We start from the raw sequence: 20,867 nt of genomic DNA on the forward strand, positions 1-20,867 counted from the left end.
CCGTGGCGACGGCTCTGCCTCGTGGCGTGCGAACGGGTGGTCAGCGGCCCTGGTTGGCCACCGCGGCGATCGCGTCCTTCGCCGCCTCGGGGTCGAGGTAGGTGCCGCCCGGCTTCACCGGGGCGAGGGTCTCCTCGTCGAGCTCGTAGACCAGCGGGATGCCGGTCGGGATGTTGAGCCCGGCGATGGCCTCGTCCGAGACGCCGTCGAGGTGCTTCACCAGGGCCCGCAGCGAGTTGCCGTGGGCGGCGACGAGCACCGTCTTGCCGGCCTTCAGGTCGGGGACGATCTCGCTCTCCCAGTAGGGCAGGGCGCGCTCGAGCACGAGCTTGAGGGCCTCCGTGCGGATGACGGGGGCGTCCGCGTAGCGCGGGTCGGAGTCCTGGCTGAACTCGGAGCCCAGCTCGATCTCCGGCGGCGGCACGTCGTAGGAGCGGCGCCAGAGCATGAACTGCTCCTCACCGAACTCCTCGAGCGTCTGCTTCTTGTCCTTGCCCTGCAGCGCGCCGTAGTGGCGCTCGTTGAGGCGCCAGCTGCGCTTGACGGGGATCCAGTGGAGGTCGGCCACGTCGAGCGCCAGGTTCGCCGTCATGATCGCGCGGCGCAGCAGCGAGGTGTGCAGGATGTCCGGGCTCACGCCGGCCTCCTTGAGGAGCGCGCCACCGCGCTTGGCCTCCTCCACGCCCTTCTCGGAGAGGGCGACATCCACCCAGCCGGTGAACAGGTTCTTCGCGTTCCACTCGCTCTCGCCGTGGCGGAGCAGCACGAGGGTGTAGGTCATGGTTCCATCCTGCCATCGGCGCGCGAACAGTTGTTGCCGCCTCCAAACCTCGGAAGCGGCAACAACGTGTTCGACGGCGGCGAGAGCCCTGCTCGTCCGATCTGCTCGTCGGACCTGGTCGTCCGACCTACTCGTCCGGGAAGTCTCCGGTGACGAGGAAGGTCACGCGGCGCGCGACCGACACACCGTGGTCACCGAACCGCTCGTAGTAGCGGCCGACGAGGGTCACGTCGACCGCCTCCTGCACGGTGCCCTGCCACTCGGGCGCCAGGAGCAGGTTGAACGTCTCCTGGTGCAGGGCGTCGATGATGTCGTCGTCCCGCTCGAGGGCCTCGGCCACCGTGAGGTCGCGCGTGGCGAGCAGCTTGGTGGTGCGCTGTGACACGCGGACGGCGGCGTCGTGCATCTTCGCGAAGGTGTCACGTGCCTCCGGCACGATCGCCTGCGCGGGGTAGCGGCCGCGCGCCACCTGGGCCACATGCCGGGCGAGGTCGCCCATGCGCTCCAAGGAGGCGCTCATGCGCAGCGCGCTGACGACCACCCGCAGGTCGGTGGCGACCGGTGCCTGCTGCGCGAGCAGGTGCACGCAGCGCGCGTCGAGGGAGTCCTCGATGGCGTCGATGGTCTTGTCGGAGGCGATCACCTCCTGGGCCAGCTGGAGGTCGGCCTCCAGCAGCGCCGTGCCGGCACGGGTGATGGCGGACTCCACGAGCCTGCTCATCTCGGTCAGGTCCTCTCCGACCTGCTGGAGCTCAGCTTCGAAGATCTGTCGCATCGGTTTCCTCTCGCACTCGGGGCGCGCGGACGGTTCGCGTCCGCTGTCGCGCCGCCGAAGGGCGGGCAGGCCGACGCGCGACCAGGCCGACCGTCCGGACAAGTCCCGAACGGCGCACGGCACGGCTACCGCCCGCACCCGCCAAGGTTCGGCGTCGCGATGTACTGGGAGGTTAACGCTCTTCCCCCCTGACATGAACAGTAGGCGACACGATCGTCCGAGCGCCCGCCGACGTCGTCCTGCGGTTGAAACGTCGACCTACCCTGGAGTCGTGGACGGAATCATCTCCGGGGTACCGGTGCTGGTCGCCGGAATTCTCGGCGTGATCGTCGGCGTGGTCGCCACCGTGGCCTTCCGCGTCTCCGAGCGGCAGCAGCACGCCCTTCCTCAGGCCGAACCCGACGAGCTCGACGCGGGTCTCGTCCGCGTGCTCTCGGTCCTCCGCTCCGCCGCCGTCGTGCTCGACGGCGAGGACGAGGTCATCCGGGCGTCCCCGCCGGCCTACGCGCTGGGCGTGGTGCGCAACGACGCCCTGGTGCACCCTGCGATCACCGACCTGGTGGCCCTGGTGCGGCGCGACGGCGTGATCCGCGAGCAGGAGCTGGAGCTGCCCCGCGGCCCGGTCGGCCAGGGCACGGTGCTGCTGCAGGTGCGGGTGGCCCCCCTGGGCCTCGAACGGGTGCTGATGCTCGCCGAGGACCGGACGGAGGCGCGCCGCGTCGAGGCGATCCGCCGTGACTTCGTGGTCAACGTGTCCCACGAGCTGAAGACGCCGGTGGGCGCGCTGGCGCTGCTTGCGGAGACCGTGGCCGACGCAGCGGACGACCCGGTCGCCGTCCGGCGCTTCACCGAGCGCATGCAGCGCGAGGCCGTCCGGCTGTCCGCACTGGTGCAGGAGATCATCGAGCTGTCGCGCCTGCAGGGTGCCGGCGCCGTGCCGAAGCTGACCCCCGTCCCGATCCGCGAGGTCGTGGAGGAGGCGGTCGACCGCGCACGCACCACCGCGCAGTCCAAGAACATCGCGATCACCATGGGCGGTGATCTGGACACCGAGGTCTACGGCGACCACAACCTCCTGGTCACCGCCGTCCGCAACCTGGTCGACAACGCCGTCGCCTACTCCGGCCCCGCCAGTCGCGTGGGCGTGGGGGTGAACGAGCGGGCCGGCCTGGTCGAGATCGCCGTGGTGGACCAGGGCGTCGGGATCGCCGAGGACGCACAGGACCGCGTCTTCGAGCGTTTCTACCGCGTGGATCCCGCGCGCTCGCGCGACACTGGGGGTACCGGGCTGGGCCTGAGCATCGTCAAGCACGTCGCGGCCGACCACGGTGGCGACGTCACCATGTGGTCGGAGCCGGGTCGGGGCTCGACCTTCACCCTGCGCATCCCGTCCGCGGACCGGCCCGACGCCGGGTCTCGCGGCACCTCTGACGAGGAAGCGGGAGAGCAGGAGGAGCACGACCAGCACGACCAGCACAAGGCCGCAGCACATGGGGCCACGAAGAACGAGGAGGTAGGTGCGTGACGCGCATCCTGGTTGTCGAGGACGAGGAGTCGTACCGGGATCCGCTGACGTACCAGCTGACCCGCGAGGGTTTCGAGGTGATCGAGGCCGCCGACGGCAACTCGGCGCTCGCTGCGTACGACGCGGAGGGTGCTGACCTGGTGCTGCTCGACCTGATGCTCCCTGGCCTGTCCGGCACGGAGGTGTGCCGGGAGCTGCGCGCTCGTGGCGACGTTCCGGTCATCATGCTGACGGCGAAGGACTCGGAGATCGACAAGGTGGTCGGCCTGGAGCTCGGCGCCGACGACTACGTGACCAAGCCGTACTCCTACCGGGAGCTGCTGGCCCGCGTGCGGGCGGTGCTGCGCCGCCGGCAGCCCAACGACTCGACCGACCAGGACGAGGACGGTGTGCTCGAGGTCGGGCCGGTCCGGATGGACGTGGAGCGGCACACCGTCGCCGTGTCCGGCGAGAGCGTGGCCCTGCCCCTCAAGGAGTTCGACCTGCTCGAGCTGCTGATGCGGAACGCGGGTCGCGTGCTCACCCGTGGCCAGCTGATCGACCGGGTCTGGGGCGCCGACTACGTGGGCGACACCAAGACGCTCGACGTCCACGTGAAGCGCATCCGCTCGAAGATCGAGCCCGACCCGGGCACGCCCAAGTACCTCCTCACCGTGCGTGGCCTGGGCTACAAGCTGGCCGACGACGAGGGGTGAGCCCGGCGGCGTGCGGCACCCGCGTGTCGCACGTCACGGGTGACCCGCGCGCCTGGTCACCTTCCGTTCACCTGATGTTTGCTCGCGAGACCGCGCCCGTGAGTAGTTTCGCGATCCGTGAGCACCTCCCATTACACCCGGCTCCTTGCTGCCGCCACCGCAAGCGCCCTCGTCGTGCCGCTCGCGGGCTGCGGCGTCGTCGGGCTGCCGGGGCTCGGTGCGGACGACGAAGCCGGCCCCACGCCTGAGCCCGCGCTCGTGGGCGAGTTCCACGGGGCAGGCGCCTCCTCTCAGGAAGCGGCGATGGAGGCCTGGATCAGCGGCTTCCAGGAGCAGCACCCGGGCGCTGTGATCAGCTACGACCCGATGGGCTCGGGTGACGGACGGGAGGCCTTCCTCGCGGGCGGCACCGCTTTCGGCGCCACCGACGTCGTGCTCAGCGACGAGGAGATGGCTGCCTCCGGCCCGGCCTGCGACGGCGGCAACGCCATCGACCTGCCGATCTACATCAGTCCCATCGCCGTGGCCTTCAACCTCAAGGGCATCAACCGGCTGAACATGTCCTCCGACGTGATCGCGGGGATCTTCTCGGGGCGGATCACCCGGTGGGACGACCCGGCGATCGCCGCGGCCAACCCCAAGGCGAAGCTGCCGCCCCTGACGATCACGCCGGTGCACCGTGCCGACGACTCGGGCACCACCGAGAACTTCGCCGACTACCTCCACGAGACCGCCCCGCAGGCGTGGCCGCACGAACCGGACGGCATGTGGCCGCTGCCCGGCGGGTTCGCCGCGGACGGGACGAGCGGCGTGACCCAGACGGTCCGGTCCACGCCGGGCAGCATCACCTACGCGGACGCCTCGGCGACGTCCGACCTCGGGCGCGTCGCCATCAAGGTCGGCGAGGAGTACGTCCCGTACAGCGCCGAGGCCGCCGCCTCCGTCGTCGACGTCTCGCCACGGATCGAGAACCGTTACGAGCACGACCTCGCGTTCGTGCTCGACCGGAAGATCGACAAGCCGTTCGCCTATCCGATGGTGCTCGTCTCCTACCTGGTCGTGTGCTCGCGGTACGAGGACAAGACCAAGGGCAGGTTCGTCAAGGAGTTCGTCGAGTACGTCGCGTCCACCGAGGGCCAGGAGCGCGCGGCCGGTGCGGCGGGCAGCGCGGTCATCTCGAGCGACCTCCAGGAGTGGATCTCCGAGGCCGCAGAGGCCATCTATCTGACCAGGGAACGGCCGGAGGACCAGGCCGCCGGAGAGCCCCGGGACGGGGCCTGACGGGTGAATGATGCCAGGCCGTGCCATGGTGAGCGTGTTACGGATCACCCGCTCCACGCGGGCTTGTTCACCCTCCGTTTACCTGGACCTGGTGAGCAGGTCACTCCACCTGCCTAGCGTCCCAACTGACGCGCCGGCGATCGCCGCGCGTACGACTTGAACAGGATGGAACGACACACGTGAAGATCAGCCGATTCCCCCGCGTTGGCTCCGCTGTCATGGTGGGCGCGCTCGCGCTGAGCCTCGCAGCCTGCGGGTCCGACCCCGGCGCCGACCCCAGCGGCGAAGGTTCTGAGTCCGGTACGGGCCTTTCCGGCGAGCTCAGCGGCGGCGGCGCGTCGTCGCAGGAGTCCGCGATGGAGGCCTGGCGCGCCGGCTTCCAGAGCCAGAACCCCGACGTCACCGTGAACTACGACCCGACCGGGTCCGGCACGGGCCGCGAGAACTTCATCAGTGGCGCGTTCCCGTTCATCGGTTCGGACGCAGCGCTCGACGACGAGGAGATGGCCGCCGCCGAGGAGCAGTGTGGCAGCGACGTCATCGAGTACCCGGGCTACATCAGCCCGGTCGCCGTGGCCTTCAACCTCGAGGGCATCGACTCGGTCAACATGGACCCGGAGACCATCGCAGGGGTCTTCAAGGGCGACATCACCAAGTGGAACGACGAGGCGATCGCCGCCCACAACGAGGGTGTCGACCTGCCCGACCTGGACATCACGGTCGTGCACCGGTCCGACCCGTCGGGCACCACGGAGAACTTCGTCGAGTACATGAGCACGGTGGTCCCGGACGTCTGGGACTTCGAGGTCGAGGACGTCTGGCCGATCGATGGCCAGGAGTCGGCGCAGGGCACGTCCGGCGTGGTCAGCACCGTGACCGCCGGCGAGGGCACGATCGGCTACGCGGACGCGTCGCAGATCGGTGAGCTGGGCACGGTGGCCGTGGGCGTCGGCGACGAGTTCGTCGAGTACAGCCCCGAGGCTGCCGCCGCCGTCGTGTCGGAGTCGCCGCGTGTCGAGGGCACCGCCGACTCGGTGTGGGCGTACGAGCTCGCTCGCGACATCCCGGGCACCTACCCGATCGTCCTGGTCTCGTACCACATCGCCTGCGCCACCTACGAGGACCAGGAGACGGCCGACCTCGTCAAGGGCCTGTACAGCTACATCCTGAGCGACGAGGGCCAGGCGCAGGGCACCGAGTCCGCCGGCTCCGCCCCCGTGGCCGAGGAGCTCCGCACCGAGTACATGACCGCTGTCGAGTCGATCTCGGCGGCCGGCTGAGTCAGGCCGAACGTCTGAGCATGCACCGATGCCGGTGGGCGCTCGGTCCGCCCCTCAGGGGCGGACCGGCGTCCACCGGCGCGGTCGTGAATGAACGAAGATGTGACACGTGACAACGAGCAGCGAGGACATCGCGTGACGACGACCGACAGCCCGCAGCGACCGGCCCGGCCCGGGGACCATGCTGAGCGGGCACCCGCACGCCGCCGGCGGCGGGGCACGACCGAACGCGGATTCAACCGGGTCTTCCGGTGGATCGCGACCGGCGCCGGTGCTTTCATCCTGGCAACCCTTGCCGCAGTGGCGCTCTTCCTGCTGATCCGTGCCTGGCCCGCGCTGACCGCATCCGAGGACGAGCTGTCCGATGCGGTCGGGCGCATTCCCGAGGGCACCTCACTGCTGGAGTTCGTCGGGCCGCTGATCTTCGGCACCCTGCTCGCGGCCCTGCTGGCGCTGGCGCTGGCGATGCCCGTCGCGATGGGCATCGGGCTGTTCATCTCGCACTACGCGCCGCCCCGCCTGGCCCAGGTGCTCGGTTATCTGGTGGACCTGCTGGCGGCCATCCCGTCGGTCGTCTACGGCCTGTGGGGGTTCCTGGTCCTCGCACCGGTGCTCAAGCCGTTCTGGTTCTGGCTGGGTGAGAACCTCGGCTGGTTCCCCCTGTTCGCCGGTCAGGTCTCGGCGACCGGCAAGGTGCTCGCCACCGTGTCGGTGGTGCTCGCGGTGATGATCCTGCCGATCATCACGGCCGTGTCGAGGGAGGTCTTCCTGCAGACGCCGAAGCTCCACGAGGAGGCTGCCCTCGCCCTGGGCGCCACCCGCTGGGAAGTGATCCGCGTCGCCGTGCTGCCGTTCGGCCGATCCGGCGTGATGTCGGCCGCGATGCTCGGCCTCGGCCGCGCGCTCGGCGAGACGATGGCAGTGCTCATGATCATCAGTCCTGGATTCCTCGTGTACTCGCTGGAGATCTTGGCCGCCGCCCGGCACAACACGATCGCCGCATTCATCGCGCTGGACTTCGCCGAGGCGAGCGGTCTGGGCGTCAACGCGCTGATCGCCACAGGCCTTGCCCTGTTCCTGATCACGATGGCCGTGAACATGACCGCCCGCGCGATCGTCGCGCGCCGCAAGGACTTCTCGGGGGCCAACTGATGAGTGTCGAGACAACCGACGCGACCGCGCACACCCGTGCTCTCCTCACCACGGCCGACCCGCGTCGCAAGACGACGGACCGAACGATGTCCGTCCTGATCTGGGGTGCCTTTGCCCTGGCGATGATCCCGCTCGTCTCGCTGCTGTGGACGGTGCTGGTCAACGGTGTCGGACGGCTGAGCCCCGAGTTCCTGTCGTACTCGATGCGCGGGATCTACGGTGGGGACCCGTCCGGCGGCATTTACCACGCCATCCTGGGCACACTGATCATCACCGGCTGGGCCACGCTGATCTCGGTGCCCATCGGGCTGCTGACCGCGATCTACCTCGTCGAGTACGGGCGGGGGCCGCTCGCACGGTCGGTGACCTTCTTCGTCGACGTCATGACCGGGATCCCGTCGATCGTCGCGGGTCTGTTCGTGGTCGCGTTCATGACCATCTTCCTGGATCCCGGGACACGCCTGGGCATCATGGGTTCCATCGCGCTCTCGGTGCTGATGATCCCGGTGGTCGTCCGGTCCTGCGAGGAGATGCTCAAGCTCGTCCCGAACGAGCTGCGGGAGGCGTCCTACGCGCTCGGCGTGCCGAAGTGGCTGACGATCGTCAAGGTGGTGCTGCGCACCTCGGTGGCCGGCATCACGACGGGCATCCTGCTGGCCATCGCACGTGTCATCGGCGAGACCGCGCCGCTCCTGGTCGCCGTCGGTGTGACCGAGTCGATCAACTTCAACGCCTTCGACGGGCGCATGATGACGTTGCCGGTCTTCATCTACCGGCAGTACAGCCAGGGCCTGGCCTCCTGCCAGGAGGGCGATCTGCAGTGTGTCGCGGACATCTCATACCAGAATGCCTGGGGTGCGGCGCTGGTGCTGATCGTGATCGTCATGCTCCTCAACATCACCGGGCGCCTCGTGAACCGATGGTTCGCCCCCAAGCTGCGCTGACGCGCAGACCCCCGCATCAGCCGCAGCTCACCACGAAGGAAGAAGTAGACCGATGGCACAACGCATCGACGTGAACGACATGAACATCTACTACGGCGACTTCCTCGCCGTGGAGGGTGTCTCGATGACGATCGACCCCAAGTCCGTAACTGCCTTCATCGGTCCGTCCGGCTGCGGTAAGACGACGTTCCTGCGGACCTTGAACCGCATGCACGAGGTCACGCCGGGCGCGCGCGTAGAGGGATCTGTCGAGCTCGAGGGCGTCGACCTGTACGGGGACGACATCGACCCGGTGGCGGTGCGCCGGAACATCGGCATGGTCTTTCAGCGGCCCAACCCGTTCCCCACGATGTCCATCAGGGACAACGTGCTGGCGGGCGTCAAGCTGAACAACCGCAAGATGTCGAAGCCTGACCAGGACGACCTTGTCGAGAGCTCTCTGCGTGGTGCCAACCTCTGGAACGAGGTCAAGGACCGCTTGGAGAAGCCGGGTTCTGGTCTCTCGGGAGGTCAGCAGCAGCGCCTGTGCATTGCCCGCACCATCGCGGTCAAGCCGCAGGTGGTCCTCATGGACGAGCCCTGCTCGGCCCTGGACCCGATCTCCACCCTGGCGATCGAGGACCTCATCCAGGAGCTGAAGAAGGACTTCACGATCGTCATCGTCACGCACAACATGCAGCAGGCCGCTCGGGTGAGCGACAGGACGGCGTTCTTCAACATCGCGGGTACCGGCAAGCCGGGCCGCCTGATCGAGATGAACGACACCGCGACGATCTTCTCCTCGCCCGCCGTGAAGGCCACCGAGGACTACGTCTCGGGCCGCTTCGGGTGATGGTCGGCTGACGACGGTCGGCTGACCGGACGGCAGAAGCCGGTGGGTCCGGCGTGGGGAACCACGCCGGACCCACCGGCTTCGTCGTTGCTGCGAGGCGTTGCCCCGGGGCGTCACCGCCGCGGGGACCGCTCAGCTCACTCCGTCGCGGAGGCCGACGGCGAGGCGGAGGGCGACGTCTCGCCGGCCGGCACGTAATCGGCGTACTCCGGCAGCGTGCCGTCGAACACCGGCAGCTGGAACTCCTTGGAGTCGCTGCCGACGGTGAGCGTCGCGGCGACGTAGTTGCCGGGTGCGGCGCCCACGGCGTCGAGCTCGACGGCCTCGCCGGACTCCGTGCCCAGGTAGACGGTGCCACCGGCGGGGACGTCAACGGTGACAGGGGAGGCGCCGGGCGCCTCCAGCGTGAACGACGCGTCCTCGGCGGTCTCGTTGGCGAGCGCGCCCAGCAGGTTCCCGGCCTCGCCCTCAGCGGCCGACACGACCATGAGGTTGATGCCGCGCAGGTTCCTGTTCTCCTCACCCAGCACCGAGACGCCGACACCGTCGGACGGGTCGTAGTTCAGCGTCGTGGTGGTCGGCGAGCAGGCGGCCAGGAGGAGAGCCCCCGTAGCTGAGACCGCGGCGAGGGCGATGGTGCGGGCGCCTCGGACGGCGGTGGCGCGACGGGACACGGTGAACTCCCTGATGTTCGTCTGGTTCGGGCGGGGGCGGATCCCCGCAATATCCTAGTGGTCCTCGGGGTATGCCCGCGCATCGCGACCAGAGGCGAAATGCCCGGTCAGGGCGTGGTAAGGGTCACGGCTCCGGAACGATCCGATAGCGGAGCATTGGGTGGTGACCGCCTCGAACTACCCCTCCAGCAACGCTTTGACCTGCACAAACGTCGTTCCGAGTGATACACCGGCAACCCCAAGGGCGCAAGTTCTGCAGATCACGCCGTGGTAACCTGGTTTCAGGGAAAGGGGACATCTGCAGATGACGTTCACAGTAGGCGAGACGGTTGTCTACCCGCACCATGGCGCGGCGCTGATCGAAGAGATCAAGGTCCGCAAGATTCGCGGCGAAGAAAAGATGTACCTCAAGCTCAAGGTCGCCCAGGGCGACCTCACCATCGAGGTCCCGGCGGAGAACGTCGACCTGGTCGGTGTGCGCGACGTCGTTGGCCAGGAGGGTCTCGACCGCGTGTTCGAGGTGCTGCGTGCGCCGTACACCGAAGAGCCCACCAACTGGTCGCGCCGGTACAAGGCGAACCTCGAGAAGCTTGCGTCCGGCGATGTCATCAAGGTGGCCGAGGTCGTTCGCGACCTGTCCCGCCGGGACGCCGACCGCGGTCTCTCCGCGGGCGAGAAGAGAATGCTCGCCAAGGCTCGCCAGATCCTCGTGTCCGAGCTTGCGCTGGCCGAGCACACGGAAGAAGAGAAGGCGGAAGCGATCCTCGACGAGGTCCTCGCTTCCTGACTTACCCACAGGATCCGTCTGACGTACCAGTCAGTACCCGGTGCTCGCGCCCCACAGGGATCCTTCGCTTCAATCACGATCCTGTGGGGACCCGGACGAGATGACGACCCTTGCAATCCTGACGGCCGCCGGTTCGGGATCCCGACTAGGGCGCGACCTGCCGAAGGCTCTGGTGGAGCTGGACGGTTTTCCACTCGTGCTGCACGCCGCACGACGCCTCGCGGCGTCGGGCGTCGTGGACTCACTCGTCGTGACCGCGCCTGACGGCCTGGTCGGCATCATGGCCGACCTCCTGGCCGAGGACCCGCACGTGCCGATCCCCGTCCGGGTGACCGACGGCGGGCCCACCAGGCAGGCGTCGGTCGCGGCCGGTCTCGCTCTCGCGGATCCACGGGACGACGTCGTGCTGGTGCACGATGCCGCACGACCCCTGGTCCCGCCCGAGCTCGTCCAGCGGGTCGTGGGCGCTGTCCGCAGCGGCCACGGCGCCGTTGTGCCCGGGCTGCCCGTCACCGACACGGTGAAGCAGGTGCGCCCCGACGGCGACGCCGAGCTGGTCACCGGCACACCCGACCGCTCGATGCTCCGAGCCGTCCAGACGCCGCAGGGCTTCGCCCGTGAGCTGCTCGTGCGCGCACACCGCACGGGTGCTGAGCGGGCCGCCGCGGAGCACCTGGCGGCCACCGACGACGCAGGTCTTGTCGAAGCCCTCGGCGAACCGGTTCACATCGTCGCCGGGGACGCGGCTGCCTTCAAGATCACCACCGAACGCGACCTGTGGCTCGCGTCCCTCGTGCTGCAGGAGACCCACGCATGACCGATCCGTCCAGCACACCGGAGACCGTACGACCGGCTCCGGTCGCGTACCCCCTGCCGCGCACCGGCATCGGGGTCGACGTGCACGCGTTCGCGCCGGACGGCTCGGACCGCGAGATGTGGCTCGGCGGCCTGCACTGGCCGGGGGAGCGGGGCCTCGCGGGCCACTCCGACGCCGATGTCGCGGCGCACGCCGCGGCGGACGCGCTGTTCTCGGCGGCGACCCTGGGTGACCTCGGATCGCACTTCGGCACCGGCCGTCCCGAGTGGGCAGGGGCCTCTGGGACCACCCTGCTCGCGGAAGCCGCGAGGCGCGTCCGGGCTGCCGGGTACATGATCGGTAATGTGGCAGTTCAGGTGATCGGTAACCATCCGCGGGTCGGCACCCGGCGCGACGAGGCTCAGGCGGTTCTGTCCGCCGCCGCCGGCGCGCCCGTGTCCCTCACCGCGACCACCACTGATGCGCTCGGTCTCACGGGACGCGGTGAGGGCGTCGCGGCGATCGCTACGGCGCTCGTCGTGCCCGACGTCGGGAGCACGGCATGAACAAGCGCAAACCGCTCGACGAACGGCGCGCGGAGATCGTCGAGGCAGGCCTGAGCGTGGCCATGCGTGAGGGCGTCGAGGCGGTGACCGTGCGTCGCGTGGCGCAGGAGGCCGGCATCTCGCTGGGCACCGTGCACTACTGCTTCGACGACAAGGACGCGATGCTGCGCGCCATGGGCCGCGCCATCGCGATGCGCGCGTCGGAGCAGGTGCTGGCGGCGCTCGACGCCGGGCCGGAGCGGGGGGACCTGGCGGAGGCCGCCATCGAGGCGATGCTGGGCGGGCTCAAGCAGCACCAGCACATGCGGCTGCTGACCTTCGAGTTCGCGGTCTCGGGTGCGCGCACGCCCGTGCTGCGCGAGGTCGCGCAGGCGCACCTCAAGCAGAGCATCGCCATGACGCGGGAGTACCTTCAGCGACTGGCGGATGTCGCGGGGGTCAAGTACCGCACCGAGATCGGCCTGCTGGCCCGCATGACGGCACTCCGCATCGACGGCATCGAGCTCGCCTGGATGGTGGACCAGGACGACGAGGCCGCGCGGGCGGGCTTCGCGGATCTCGCACAAGCCGTGTTCGACCAGATGGAGTCGTGACGGCGCCGGTCGAGCCGGGCCGGCCGCACGGTCAGCCGAAGACCCGCCGCGTGTAGGGGTTCGCGAACACGCCCTCCGGGTCCGCGGCCGCGCGCGCCCGGCGGAAGTCCCCGAGCCGCTGGTACTGGCCGGCGAGGTACTCGGCGTCGCGGGTGTGCAGCTTGCCCCAGTGGGGCCGCCCGCCCACCGCGGTGAAGATCCGCTCGGCGGCGTCGAAGTACCGCGCGTACGGCAGGCGCCAGTACTGGTGCACCGCGACGTACGCGGTCTCGCGGCCGTACGCGGTGGACAGCCAGACGTCGTCGGCGGGGGCGAAGCGCACCTCGACAGGGAACGGGACGTTCTCACCGGTGGACCGCTGCCACGCGTCGAGCTCGCCCAGCACACCGACGACGGCGTCGCGGGGCACCGCGTACTCCATCTCCCGGAACCGCACCCGGCGGTTGGTGCAGAACACCTCGTGCGACGGCGCCGTGTACCGGCGGGCGCTCAGTGCGCGGGCCGCCACGGCGTTGAGGGTCGGGGTCGCCGCGGGCAGCACCGTCGCCACCCGGTTCACCGCCTCGAAGAGGCCGTTGGACAGCACCTCCTCGTCGAGGAAGGAGCGTGCGGCCCCGGCGGCCTTGCGGGCGCGGTGCACGAGACCGGAACCGGCGCTCGTCCCGGCGTCGACGCGCGTGTTGCGCAGTGTGAGCGCCCGGCGCGTGGTGGGGAACCAGTAGAACTCGAAGTGGTCGTGGTCCGCGACCAGGTCGTGGAGTCCTTCCAGCACGCGGTCCAGCGCCCAGGGCTCCTCGACGGCATGCAGGTCGAAGGCGGGCACCGCCTCGATCGTCACGGTGCTCAGCACCCCCGTGGCGCCCAGGCCGAGCCGGGACGCCTCGAACAGGTCGTGGTGCTCGGTCGGCGTCGCGTGCGTGACGTCGCCGTCAGGACCCACCACGGTCAGCGCGCGCACGCGGGTGGCGAGGCCGCCGAACCGGGCGCCGGTGCCGTGCGTGCCCGTGGAGATCGCGCCGGCGATCGACTGCCGGTCGATGTCGCCGAGGTTCTGCATGGCGAGCCCGCGCTCGGCGAGGATCTGGTTGAGCTGGTGCAGGCGCATGCCGGCGCCCACCGTCACCAGCGCGTGCCCGGTGTCGGGGTCGCGCTCCACCCGGTGCAGGGCGTTCAGGCGATCCAGGCTGAGCTGCACGCCCTCGGTGGCGGCCGCCGGCATGAACGAGTGCCCGCCGCCGACCACGCGGACGGTGTGGCCCTCCTTGACGGCGCGGCGCACGGCGTCGGACAGCTCGTCCGCCGAGGCCGGCTGTTCCTGCCGCACGGGCGTCACGCTGACGTTGCGTGCCCAGTTCGTCCAGATCACCGGAGCACTATCCCACGGCCCCGCGCGGCGAACCAGGGCCTGGTCCGGCGCCTGCCCGGGTGCTGGATCGAGGACCCGGACGGTCGGCACGGGCCGAGCCACGCAGAGGGCCGGAGGAGTAGCGTGCGGTCATGAGCTCCGCAGCAGACACCGTCGCGCGGCTGTCCGCCGCCACGTCCGGCCTGCCCGCGCCCCTCGCCGTCGTGGACCTTGACGTGTTCGACGCCAATGCGCGCGACCTCCTCAAGCGCGCCGACGGCGTGCCGGTGCGCGTCGCGTCGAAGTCGGTGCGTGTCCGCTCGCTCGTCGCCCGCGCCGTCGGGCACGGGTTCGCCGGCGTCATGGCGTACTCGCTGCGCGAAGCGTTGTGGCTGGTCAGCGAGGGTGTGCGGGATGTGCTGGTCGGCTATCCGACGGTGGACAGGGCGGCCCTCGCCAGCCTGGCGGCCGACGCGACGGCCCGCGAGGAGATCACCCTGATGGTCGACGACGTCGTCCATCTCGGCCTGATCGCGGACGCCGCCGGACCTGCGCCCGACGGTGCGGCGGGTCCGATCCGGGTCTGCCTGGACGTCGACTGCTCGCTGCGGGTCGGCGCCGGTGCGCTGACCGCCCACCTCGGGGTGCGGCGCTCGCCGCTGCGCGAGCCCGGTGATGTCGCCGCCCTCGCGACGGTGGCCCAGGCGAGAGGCCTGGCGGTGCGCGGCCTCATGTTCTACGAGGCCCAGGTGGCGGGCCTGCCGGACACCAGCCCTGCCGTCCGGCTGGTCAAGCGGCTGTCGATGCGCGAGGTGAACGAGCGCCGGGTGCGGATCCTCGCCGCGGTGCGGGCCGCCGTCGGGCAGGAGGTGGAGCTCGTCAACGCGGGTGGCACCGGGTCGATCGAGGTGAGCGGTGGCGCACCGGGCGTCACCGAGGTCACCGCGGGCTCCGGCCTGTACACGCCCGGCCTGTTCGACGGCTACCGCTCGTTCCAGGCTCGTCCGGCGTCGTTCTTCGGGCTCGACGTCGTGCGCGAGCCCGCGCCCGGCTGGGTGACCGCCTTCGCGGGCGGGTACGCGGCGTCGGGCAAGGCGGGTGCCGCACGGCTGCCCCGGCTCTTCACGCCCGGCTATGCGCTGAGCGGCCCCGAGGGTGCCGGGGAGGTCCAGACGCCGCTGCGGGTGGCCCGCGGGCCGGCGCCGGACGGCAGGCTGCGCACCGGGGACCGGGTCTGGCTCCGGCACGCCAAGGCGGGCGAGATGATGGAGCGGTTCGACCGGGTGCACCTCGTGCGGGGCGACACGATCGTCGAGACGGTGCCGACGTACCGGGGCGAGCGCAAGAACTTCGGGTAGAACTGGGCCATGCCCGTCACACACCACCGCACCCGCCCGATGACGGGACGCGACCCGCACGAGCCGGTCCGCACCGCGACACCGCTGGAGCTGCTGTTCGACCTGGCATTCGTCGTCGGGTTCGGCGTGGCGGGAGAGCAGGGTGCCCACCTGATCGCCGAGGGCCACGCGGCCGCGGGCGTGATCGGCTTCGCGTTCTCGATGTTCGCCATCTGCTGGGCCTGGATCAACTTCTCGTGGTTCGCCTCGGCGTTCGACACCGACGACTGGTTCTACCGCGTCACCACGATGGTCCAGATGATCGGCGTGGTGGTGCTCGCGCTCGGTCTGCCGGAGATGTTCGGGTCGGTGGTGGAGGGCGAGCGCGTCGACAACGAGGTCATGGTCGCCGGGTACGTCGTGATGCGCCTGGCCATGCTCGTGCAGTGGCTCCGTGCCGCCAGGCAGGCGCCGGAGTACCGGGCCACCTGCCTGGCGTACGCCCGGACGCTCCTCGTCACCCAGGTCGGCTGGGTGATCCTTGCGGTCGCACCGGTAAGCGTGCCCGTCTTCTTCGTGGCCGGGGCGCTGCTCGGGTCCGCAGAGATGCTCGGCCCGTGGCTCGCGGAACGGTTCCGTACCGAGGGGCCCGGCCAGCGGAGCACCCCGTGGCACGCCCACCACATGGCCGAGCGGTACGGGCTGCTGGCCATCATCACGCTCGGCGAGGGTGTGATCGGTACCGTCGCGACGCTGTCCGCCGTCGTCCACGACTCAGGCTGGACGCTCGACGCCGCCCTCGTCGCGTTCGCGGGCACCGCCCTGACGTTCGGGCTGTGGTGGACGTACTACCTCACGCCGCACGCCGAGATGCTGCACAGGCATCGCGAGCGGTCGTTCGTCTGGGGGTACGGGAGCATCGTGGTGTTCGCGGCCCTCGCCGGGGTGGGCGCTGGCCTGCACGTGGCGGCGTACTACCTGGAGGGGCACTCTCATGTCGGCGCCGTCGGCACCGTCCTGGCCGTGGCGGTGCCGGTGCTCGTGTTCGTCCTGGCGGACTACCTGCTGTTCTGGTTCCTGACCCGGTCGTTCGACCGGTTGCACCTGCTCGTCGTCGTCGTCACCGTGGTGGTCCTCGTTGCTTCCGTCGCCGCCGCGGCGGCAGGAGCCGGCATGGCCTGGGCGCTGCTCCTGGTGATGCTCGCCCCGGCGGTCTCCGTGGTCGGCTACGAGGTGCGCGGGCACCGGCACGTCGCCCGCCTGCTCGCGCAGGAGCCGTCCGAGCGGAGCGCGGGGGAGGCCACCGCCGAGTAGAACCGGGGAGCCGACGGGCTACTGACGCCGAGGCAGTAGCCTGCCCCCGTGCGAGCAGCGGTGACGGTGCACATGTACGCCCCTCCGGACGTGGTCCGGGACCTGGTCAGCGACGTCACCCGGGTGGGTGAGCTGAGCCCCGAGACAGTGCAAGGTGACCCACTGCGAGCCCGGCCGTGACTTCGGCTTCACGGTGTACCTGGGCGGCAAGCGCCTGAACAACTGGCGCTACCGGCTGGTCCCCGCGGACGGCGGTACGGACGTCACCGAGTCGTTCGAGCTCGAGCACCGCGGAATGGCCCGCGTGTACTGGGCACCGGCGGGCTGGCACCGCAGTCGGGCCAACGGTTGGGGGATGCGGCAGACGCTCGAGCGAGCCAGGACAATTGTCGAAGCGGGAACCGGAAGCGCCGGTACCCTTGACAGGTGACCATTCGCCTGTTTGACACCGCCACGCGCGAGGTGCGCGACTTCGACCCCATCACACCGGGCGAGGTCGGCATCTACCTGTGTGGTGCCACGGTGCAGGCACCTCCGCACGTGGGCCACCTCCGCCCGGCCGTCGCGTTCGACGTGCTCCGGCGCTGGCTGACCCGGCGGGGCCTGAAGGTCACGCTGATCCGGAACGTCACCGACATCGACGACAAGGTGCTGGCGAAGTCCGCCGCCGCCGGCCGTGAGTGGTGGGCGCACGCCGCCCTGTACGAGCGGGTGTTCACCCAGGCGTACGACGCGCTCGGAGTCCTCCCGCCCACCTACGAGCCGCGTGCCACCGGCAGCGTGCCCGAGATGGTCGCGCTCATGGAGCGCCTGGTCCAGAAGGGGCACGCCTACAGCACCGGCGAGGGCAACGTCTGGTTCGACGTCCACTCGTGGCCCGCCTACGGGGAGCTCACGCGGCAGAAGGTCGAGGACCTCAGCCCCGAGGAGGGTACGGAGGCGGCCACCGGCTCGGCGAGCGACGCCAAGAAGAACCCGCACGACTTCGCGCTGTGGAAGGCACCCAAGCCGGGCGAGCCCGAGTCGGCTGCGTGGGACACGCCGTACGGGCGCGGTCGGCCCGGCTGGCACCTGGAGTGCTCCGCGATGGCTCGCCGCTATCTCGGTGAGACGTTCGACATCCACGGCGGCGGCCTCGACCTGCGGTTCCCGCACCACGAGAACGAGCAGGCGCAGTCGCGGGCCGCGGGCTACGGGTTCGCGCAGCGCTGGATGCATGTCGCGTGGGTCACGCAGTCGGGCGTGAAGATGTCGAAGTCCCTGGGTAACGGTCTGCTCGTCAGCGAGCTGCTGAACGAGGCGCCCGCGCCCGTGGTGCGCTACGCGCTGGCGGCCGTGCAGTACCGGTCGATGCTCGAGTGGGCGCCCGACACCCTCGACGAGGCACGCACCACCTGGGAGCGCCTGTCGGGCTTCGTGGCGCGCGCGTCGGAGCGGGTCGGCGACGTCCCGGCGGAGGAGGTCGCCAAGGCCGAGGTCCCCGAGGCGTTCGCGAACGCCATGGACGACGACCTCAACGTGCCGCAGGCGCTCGCCGTCGTGCACGAGCACCTGAGGGCGGGGAACACCGCCCTCGCCTCCGGGGATGACGCCGCCGTGCGTACCGAGCTGGTGACATTGCGTGCGATGCTCGATGTGCTGGGGCTCGACCCGGCGGACCCGCAGTGGGCGACGTCGACCGACGACCGGTACGCGGCGGCGCTCGACGGGCTCGTCACGGCGGAGCTCAAGGCTCGTGCCGAGGCGCGTGCCGCGAAGGACTGGGCCACGTCGGACGCGATCCGGGACCGCCTCGCGGCCGCCGGCATCGAGGTCCAGGACTCCGCCGACGGCGCCCGCTGGGCGCTCTCCTGATCTTTTCCCTGGTGGTCGAGCTTGTCGAGACCACCTCGACCGAACCCGCGGTGGTCGCGACAAGCTCGACCACCGGCTGAGAGACGAGACACACCATGGCAGGAAACTCGAAGCGCGCCGGTGCGGTACGCAAGGCAGGCTCCAAGAAGGGCGCCCAGGTAGGCACCGGCGGACACAGCCGCAAGGCGCTGCAGGGCAAGGGCCCGACGCCCAAGGCGGAGGACCGGACCTACCATCCGGCGCATGAGCGCAAGCTGGCGGCGGAGAAGCGCGCGGCGGCCGGACGGCGGCCGGGTGGTCGCGGCGCGAGCCGTAAGACCGCCGGGGCGACTGAGGTCGTCACCGGCCGTAACGCGGTGCTGGAGGCGCTCCGCGCCGAGATGCCCGCCGAGGGCATCTACCTTGCCACGCACCTGGATTCGGACGACCGCACCCAGGAGATCCTGGAGATCGCGCACACGCGCAGCCTCCCGATGTTCGAGGCCTCACGGCTCGACCTCGACAAGATCACCGAGGGTGCGGTGCACCAGGGCGTCGCCATGAAGGTGCCGCCGTACGACTACAAGGACGCCGAGGACCTGCTCGACGCCGCGGCCGAGGCCGGCGAGCCGCCGCTGATCGTGGCGCTCGACAACATCACCGACCCGCGCAACCTCGGCGCGGTGCTCCGGTCCGCCGGCGCGTTCGGCGCGCACGGTGTGCTGGTGCCCGAGCGCCGCGCCGCGGGCGTGACGGCGTCGGCCTGGAAGGTCTCGGCGGGCGCGGCAGCCCGTGTCCCCGTGGCGCGTGCGACGAACCTGGCCCGCGAGCTCGCCGAGCTGAAGAAGACCGGCTGCTTCGTCGTCGGGCTCGATGCCGGGGGCGACATGCAGGTGGGCGAGCTCGCGTACGCCACCGACCCGCTCGTGCTGGTCGTCGGCTCGGAGGGCAAGGGTCTGTCCCGCCTGGTGCGCGAGACGTGCGACGCGATCGTGTCGATCCCGATCGCCACCTCCACCGAGTCGCTGAACGCGGCGGTCGCGGCAGGGATCACCCTGTACGAGGTCGCCAAGCAGCGCTCGACCCCGGCCGCCTAGTACTCCGGCTCGGCCTCGCCCGGTGCGAGGCCGAGCACGGCGTCCTCGTCGGGGCGGTGCCGCAGCACGTTCTCCACGTAGGACGCGGCGGCCTCCGGCATCGGGATGTCCCGCTGCGCCTGCTGCGAGATGAACCAGCGGTGGTCGAGGATCTCGTGGAACAGCTGCGCCGGCTCCAGCTTGCGGCGTAGCTCGCGGGGCACGGCGTCGATCGTGGGACGGAACACCTGGCGTACCCAGGCGTGCGCGACGATCTGTTCCTGGTCGTTCTGCCGGTCCATCGCCGCGCGGTAGCTGTCGAGGTCGTTGAGCATGCGACGGGCCTGGTTCTCCTGCACGTCCAGACCGGTGAGCCGCAGCAGCCGACGGGAGTGGTGCCCGGCGTCGACCACCTTGGGTTGGATGCGCACCCTGGTGCCGTCGATGTCGGTCGTGATCTCCAGCTCGCCCACGTCGAAGCCGAGGTCGTTGAGCCGCTCGATCCGGGCGGCGACCCGCCAGCGGTCGTCGGAGTCGAACGCCTCGGAGCCGGTGAGGGCGTCCCACAGCTCGTTGTAGCGCTCCACGAGGGCGTCACCGATGGCCACCTCGTCGACGTCCTCGTCGAGCAGCTCGCCCGCCGAGAGGTCCATGAGCTCGCCGATGATGTTGGTGCGCGCCAGGTCGACGTCGTAGTTGCGCTGGCCGTTGGTCAGTGTGCGATGGATATCACCGGTCTCGGCGTCGACGAGGTAGGCCGCGAACGTCTCGGCGTCACGCCGGAACAGGGTGTTGGACAGCGAGACGTCGCCCCAGTAGAAGCCCACGAGGTGAAGGCGCACCAGGAGCACGGCGAGGGCGTCGATGAGGCGGGTCGCGGTGTCGGGACGCAGGTCCTGGCTGAACAGCGCGCGGTACGGCAGGGAGAACTGCAGGTGCTCGGTGACGAGCACGGCTTCGAGCCGCTCGCCGTCGGGCGCCCGACGGCCGGTGATGACTCCTACCGGGACCACCGAGGGCACCTCGATGCGGTGCAGCTGGCGCAGGAGCTCGTACTCGCGGTAGGCGACGGTCTCGCCGATCTCCTTGATCGCGATCACGCGGCCACCGTGGTTGACGAAGCGGACCACGTGCCGCGAGATGCCCTGGGGCAGCGCGGCCAGGACCTCGTCGGGCCACTCGGCCAGCGGTACGTCCCACGGGAGGTCCAGCAGGGCCGGGTCAGGTGCGACCGCGGTGATCTGGAGTTTCTGCTGGGTCATGGGCACCATTCTGCGCTGT

General features: G+C 70.4%; 21 protein-coding genes. 16 read left to right on the forward strand and 5 right to left on the reverse strand.

The annotated features are described in order from the left end of the window. Positions 1–40: 40 nt before the first annotated feature. Together LUU90_RS20190 and phoU are read right to left on the reverse strand one after the other, a co-directional pair. Positions 41–781 carry a phosphoglyceromutase gene (locus LUU90_RS20190; RefSeq protein ID WP_275005668.1) on the reverse strand — a complete coding sequence of 247 codons (741 nt, stop codon included), beginning with the start codon at positions 779–781 and terminating at the stop codon, positions 41–43. 127 nt (positions 782–908) lie between these two features. Beyond that, a complete protein-coding gene (gene phoU, locus LUU90_RS20195) occupies positions 909–1,556 on the reverse strand; it encodes a phosphate signaling complex protein PhoU (RefSeq protein ID WP_274994980.1) in 648 nt (215 codons plus the stop codon). 271 nt (positions 1,557–1,827) lie between these two features. Here phoU and LUU90_RS20200 point away from each other — a divergent pair, with 271 nt between their 5' ends. The 7 genes from LUU90_RS20200 (at position 1,828) to pstB (ending at position 9,265) form a co-directional block, all read left to right on the forward strand. Next, the gene (locus LUU90_RS20200) at positions 1,828–3,081 is read left to right on the forward strand and encodes a sensor histidine kinase (protein WP_275005669.1); all 1,254 of its coding nucleotides are present in this window, start codon (positions 1,828–1,830) and stop codon (positions 3,079–3,081) included. Further along, complete coding sequence (locus LUU90_RS20205) at positions 3,078–3,776, forward strand: response regulator transcription factor (RefSeq protein ID WP_274994982.1); 699 nt, start codon at positions 3,078–3,080, stop codon at positions 3,774–3,776. The genes LUU90_RS20200 and LUU90_RS20205 overlap by 4 nt, the downstream gene beginning before the upstream one ends. A gap of 117 nt (positions 3,777–3,893) precedes the next feature. Then, a complete protein-coding gene (pstS, locus tag LUU90_RS20210; RefSeq protein WP_275005670.1) occupies positions 3,894–5,057 on the forward strand; it encodes a phosphate ABC transporter substrate-binding protein PstS in 1,164 nt (387 codons plus the stop codon). 179 nt (positions 5,058–5,236) lie between these two features. After that, on the forward strand, positions 5,237–6,337 hold the full coding sequence (locus LUU90_RS20215) for a phosphate ABC transporter substrate-binding protein PstS (RefSeq protein WP_275005671.1): 1,101 nt from the start codon (positions 5,237–5,239) through the stop codon (positions 6,335–6,337). Between the two features lie 135 nt (positions 6,338–6,472). Then, positions 6,473–7,489, forward strand: a complete 1,017-nt coding sequence (gene pstC / locus LUU90_RS20220) for a phosphate ABC transporter permease subunit PstC (protein WP_275005672.1) — start codon at positions 6,473–6,475, stop codon at positions 7,487–7,489. Further along, positions 7,489–8,433, forward strand: a complete 945-nt coding sequence (gene pstA / locus LUU90_RS20225; protein ID WP_275005674.1) for a phosphate ABC transporter permease PstA — start codon at positions 7,489–7,491, stop codon at positions 8,431–8,433. Before pstC ends, pstA begins: the two co-directional genes overlap by 1 nt. A gap of 52 nt (positions 8,434–8,485) precedes the next feature. After that, a complete protein-coding gene (pstB, locus tag LUU90_RS20230; RefSeq protein ID WP_275005675.1) occupies positions 8,486–9,265 on the forward strand; it encodes a phosphate ABC transporter ATP-binding protein PstB in 780 nt (259 codons plus the stop codon). Between the two features lie 137 nt (positions 9,266–9,402). On the opposite strand, the gene LUU90_RS20235 is transcribed toward pstB, so the two are convergent. Further along, positions 9,403–9,939, reverse strand: a complete 537-nt coding sequence (locus LUU90_RS20235; RefSeq protein WP_275005676.1) for a hypothetical protein — start codon at positions 9,937–9,939, stop codon at positions 9,403–9,405. Positions 9,940–10,243: 304 nt separating this feature from the next. On the opposite strand from LUU90_RS20235, the gene LUU90_RS20240 reads away from it, so the two are divergent. The 4 genes from LUU90_RS20240 (at position 10,244) to LUU90_RS20255 (ending at position 12,681) form a co-directional block, all read left to right on the forward strand. Beyond that, complete coding sequence (locus LUU90_RS20240) at positions 10,244–10,726, forward strand: CarD family transcriptional regulator (RefSeq protein WP_116677014.1); 483 nt, start codon at positions 10,244–10,246, stop codon at positions 10,724–10,726. 100 nt (positions 10,727–10,826) lie between these two features. After that, positions 10,827–11,543 carry a 2-C-methyl-D-erythritol 4-phosphate cytidylyltransferase gene (gene ispD / locus LUU90_RS20245; RefSeq protein ID WP_275005677.1) on the forward strand — a complete coding sequence of 239 codons (717 nt, stop codon included), beginning with the start codon at positions 10,827–10,829 and terminating at the stop codon, positions 11,541–11,543. Continuing rightward, a complete protein-coding gene (gene ispF, locus LUU90_RS20250) occupies positions 11,540–12,088 on the forward strand; it encodes a 2-C-methyl-D-erythritol 2,4-cyclodiphosphate synthase (protein WP_275005678.1) in 549 nt (182 codons plus the stop codon). The genes ispD and ispF overlap by 4 nt, the downstream gene beginning before the upstream one ends. Further along, a complete protein-coding gene (locus LUU90_RS20255) occupies positions 12,085–12,681 on the forward strand; it encodes a TetR/AcrR family transcriptional regulator (RefSeq protein ID WP_275005679.1) in 597 nt (198 codons plus the stop codon). The genes ispF and LUU90_RS20255 overlap by 4 nt, the downstream gene beginning before the upstream one ends. Before the next feature lie 31 nt (positions 12,682–12,712). On the opposite strand, the gene LUU90_RS20260 is transcribed toward LUU90_RS20255, so the two are convergent. Further along, complete coding sequence (locus tag LUU90_RS20260; protein WP_275005681.1) at positions 12,713–14,047, reverse strand: D-arabinono-1,4-lactone oxidase; 1,335 nt, start codon at positions 14,045–14,047, stop codon at positions 12,713–12,715. Between the two features lie 131 nt (positions 14,048–14,178). Between LUU90_RS20260 and LUU90_RS20265 the strand changes: the two genes are divergently transcribed. The 5 genes from LUU90_RS20265 (at position 14,179) to rlmB (ending at position 19,607) form a co-directional block, all read left to right on the forward strand. Then, a complete protein-coding gene (locus LUU90_RS20265; protein WP_275005683.1) occupies positions 14,179–15,384 on the forward strand; it encodes an alanine racemase in 1,206 nt (401 codons plus the stop codon). Between the two features lie 9 nt (positions 15,385–15,393). After that, the gene (locus LUU90_RS20270; protein ID WP_275005685.1) at positions 15,394–16,677 is read left to right on the forward strand and encodes a low temperature requirement protein A; all 1,284 of its coding nucleotides are present in this window, start codon (positions 15,394–15,396) and stop codon (positions 16,675–16,677) included. 154 nt (positions 16,678–16,831) lie between these two features. After that, complete coding sequence (locus LUU90_RS20275; protein WP_275005687.1) at positions 16,832–17,107, forward strand: hypothetical protein; 276 nt, start codon at positions 16,832–16,834, stop codon at positions 17,105–17,107. After that, a complete protein-coding gene (gene cysS, locus LUU90_RS20280) occupies positions 17,104–18,531 on the forward strand; it encodes a cysteine--tRNA ligase (RefSeq protein ID WP_275005689.1) in 1,428 nt (475 codons plus the stop codon). Before LUU90_RS20275 ends, cysS begins: the two co-directional genes overlap by 4 nt. Positions 18,532–18,626: 95 nt before the next feature. Beyond that, positions 18,627–19,607: a 23S rRNA (guanosine(2251)-2'-O)-methyltransferase RlmB gene (gene rlmB / locus LUU90_RS20285; protein WP_275005690.1), complete on the forward strand. Its 981-nt coding sequence runs from the start codon at positions 18,627–18,629 to the stop codon at positions 19,605–19,607. Here the strand turns inward: rlmB and LUU90_RS20290 are convergent. Then, complete coding sequence (locus LUU90_RS20290; protein ID WP_275005692.1) at positions 19,604–20,848, reverse strand: DUF4032 domain-containing protein; 1,245 nt, start codon at positions 20,846–20,848, stop codon at positions 19,604–19,606. The two genes, rlmB and LUU90_RS20290, sit on opposite strands and share 4 nt — an antisense overlap. Positions 20,849–20,867 lie beyond the last annotated feature (19 nt).

Source organism: Promicromonospora iranensis (assembly GCF_028994775.1).
Taxonomy (GTDB): Bacteria; Actinomycetota; Actinomycetes; order Actinomycetales; family Cellulomonadaceae; genus Promicromonospora; species Promicromonospora iranensis_A.

Bases quoted from the DNA above. Each gene is read 5' to 3' on its own strand.
- LUU90_RS20270 (WP_275005685.1), top strand. From the start codon at position 15,394: ATGCCCGTCACACACCACCGCACCCGCCCGATGACGGGACGCGACCCG.
- pstA (WP_275005674.1), top strand. From the start codon at position 7,489: ATGAGTGTCGAGACAACCGACGCGACCGCGCACACCCGTGCTCTCCTC.
- ispF (WP_275005678.1), top strand. From the start codon at position 11,540: ATGACCGATCCGTCCAGCACACCGGAGACCGTACGACCGGCTCCGGTC.
- LUU90_RS20190 (WP_275005668.1), bottom strand. From the start codon at position 781: ATGACCTACACCCTCGTGCTGCTCCGCCACGGCGAGAGCGAGTGGAAC.
- LUU90_RS20265 (WP_275005683.1), top strand. From the start codon at position 14,179: ATGAGCTCCGCAGCAGACACCGTCGCGCGGCTGTCCGCCGCCACGTCC.
- LUU90_RS20240 (WP_116677014.1), top strand. From the start codon at position 10,244: ATGACGTTCACAGTAGGCGAGACGGTTGTCTACCCGCACCATGGCGCG.
- LUU90_RS20290 (WP_275005692.1), bottom strand. From the start codon at position 20,848: ATGACCCAGCAGAAACTCCAGATCACCGCGGTCGCACCTGACCCGGCC.
- phoU (WP_274994980.1), bottom strand. From the start codon at position 1,556: ATGCGACAGATCTTCGAAGCTGAGCTCCAGCAGGTCGGAGAGGACCTG.
- ispD (WP_275005677.1), top strand. From the start codon at position 10,827: ATGACGACCCTTGCAATCCTGACGGCCGCCGGTTCGGGATCCCGACTA.
- LUU90_RS20255 (WP_275005679.1), top strand. From the start codon at position 12,085: ATGAACAAGCGCAAACCGCTCGACGAACGGCGCGCGGAGATCGTCGAG.
- pstB (WP_275005675.1), top strand. From the start codon at position 8,486: ATGGCACAACGCATCGACGTGAACGACATGAACATCTACTACGGCGAC.
- rlmB (WP_275005690.1), top strand. From the start codon at position 18,627: ATGGCAGGAAACTCGAAGCGCGCCGGTGCGGTACGCAAGGCAGGCTCC.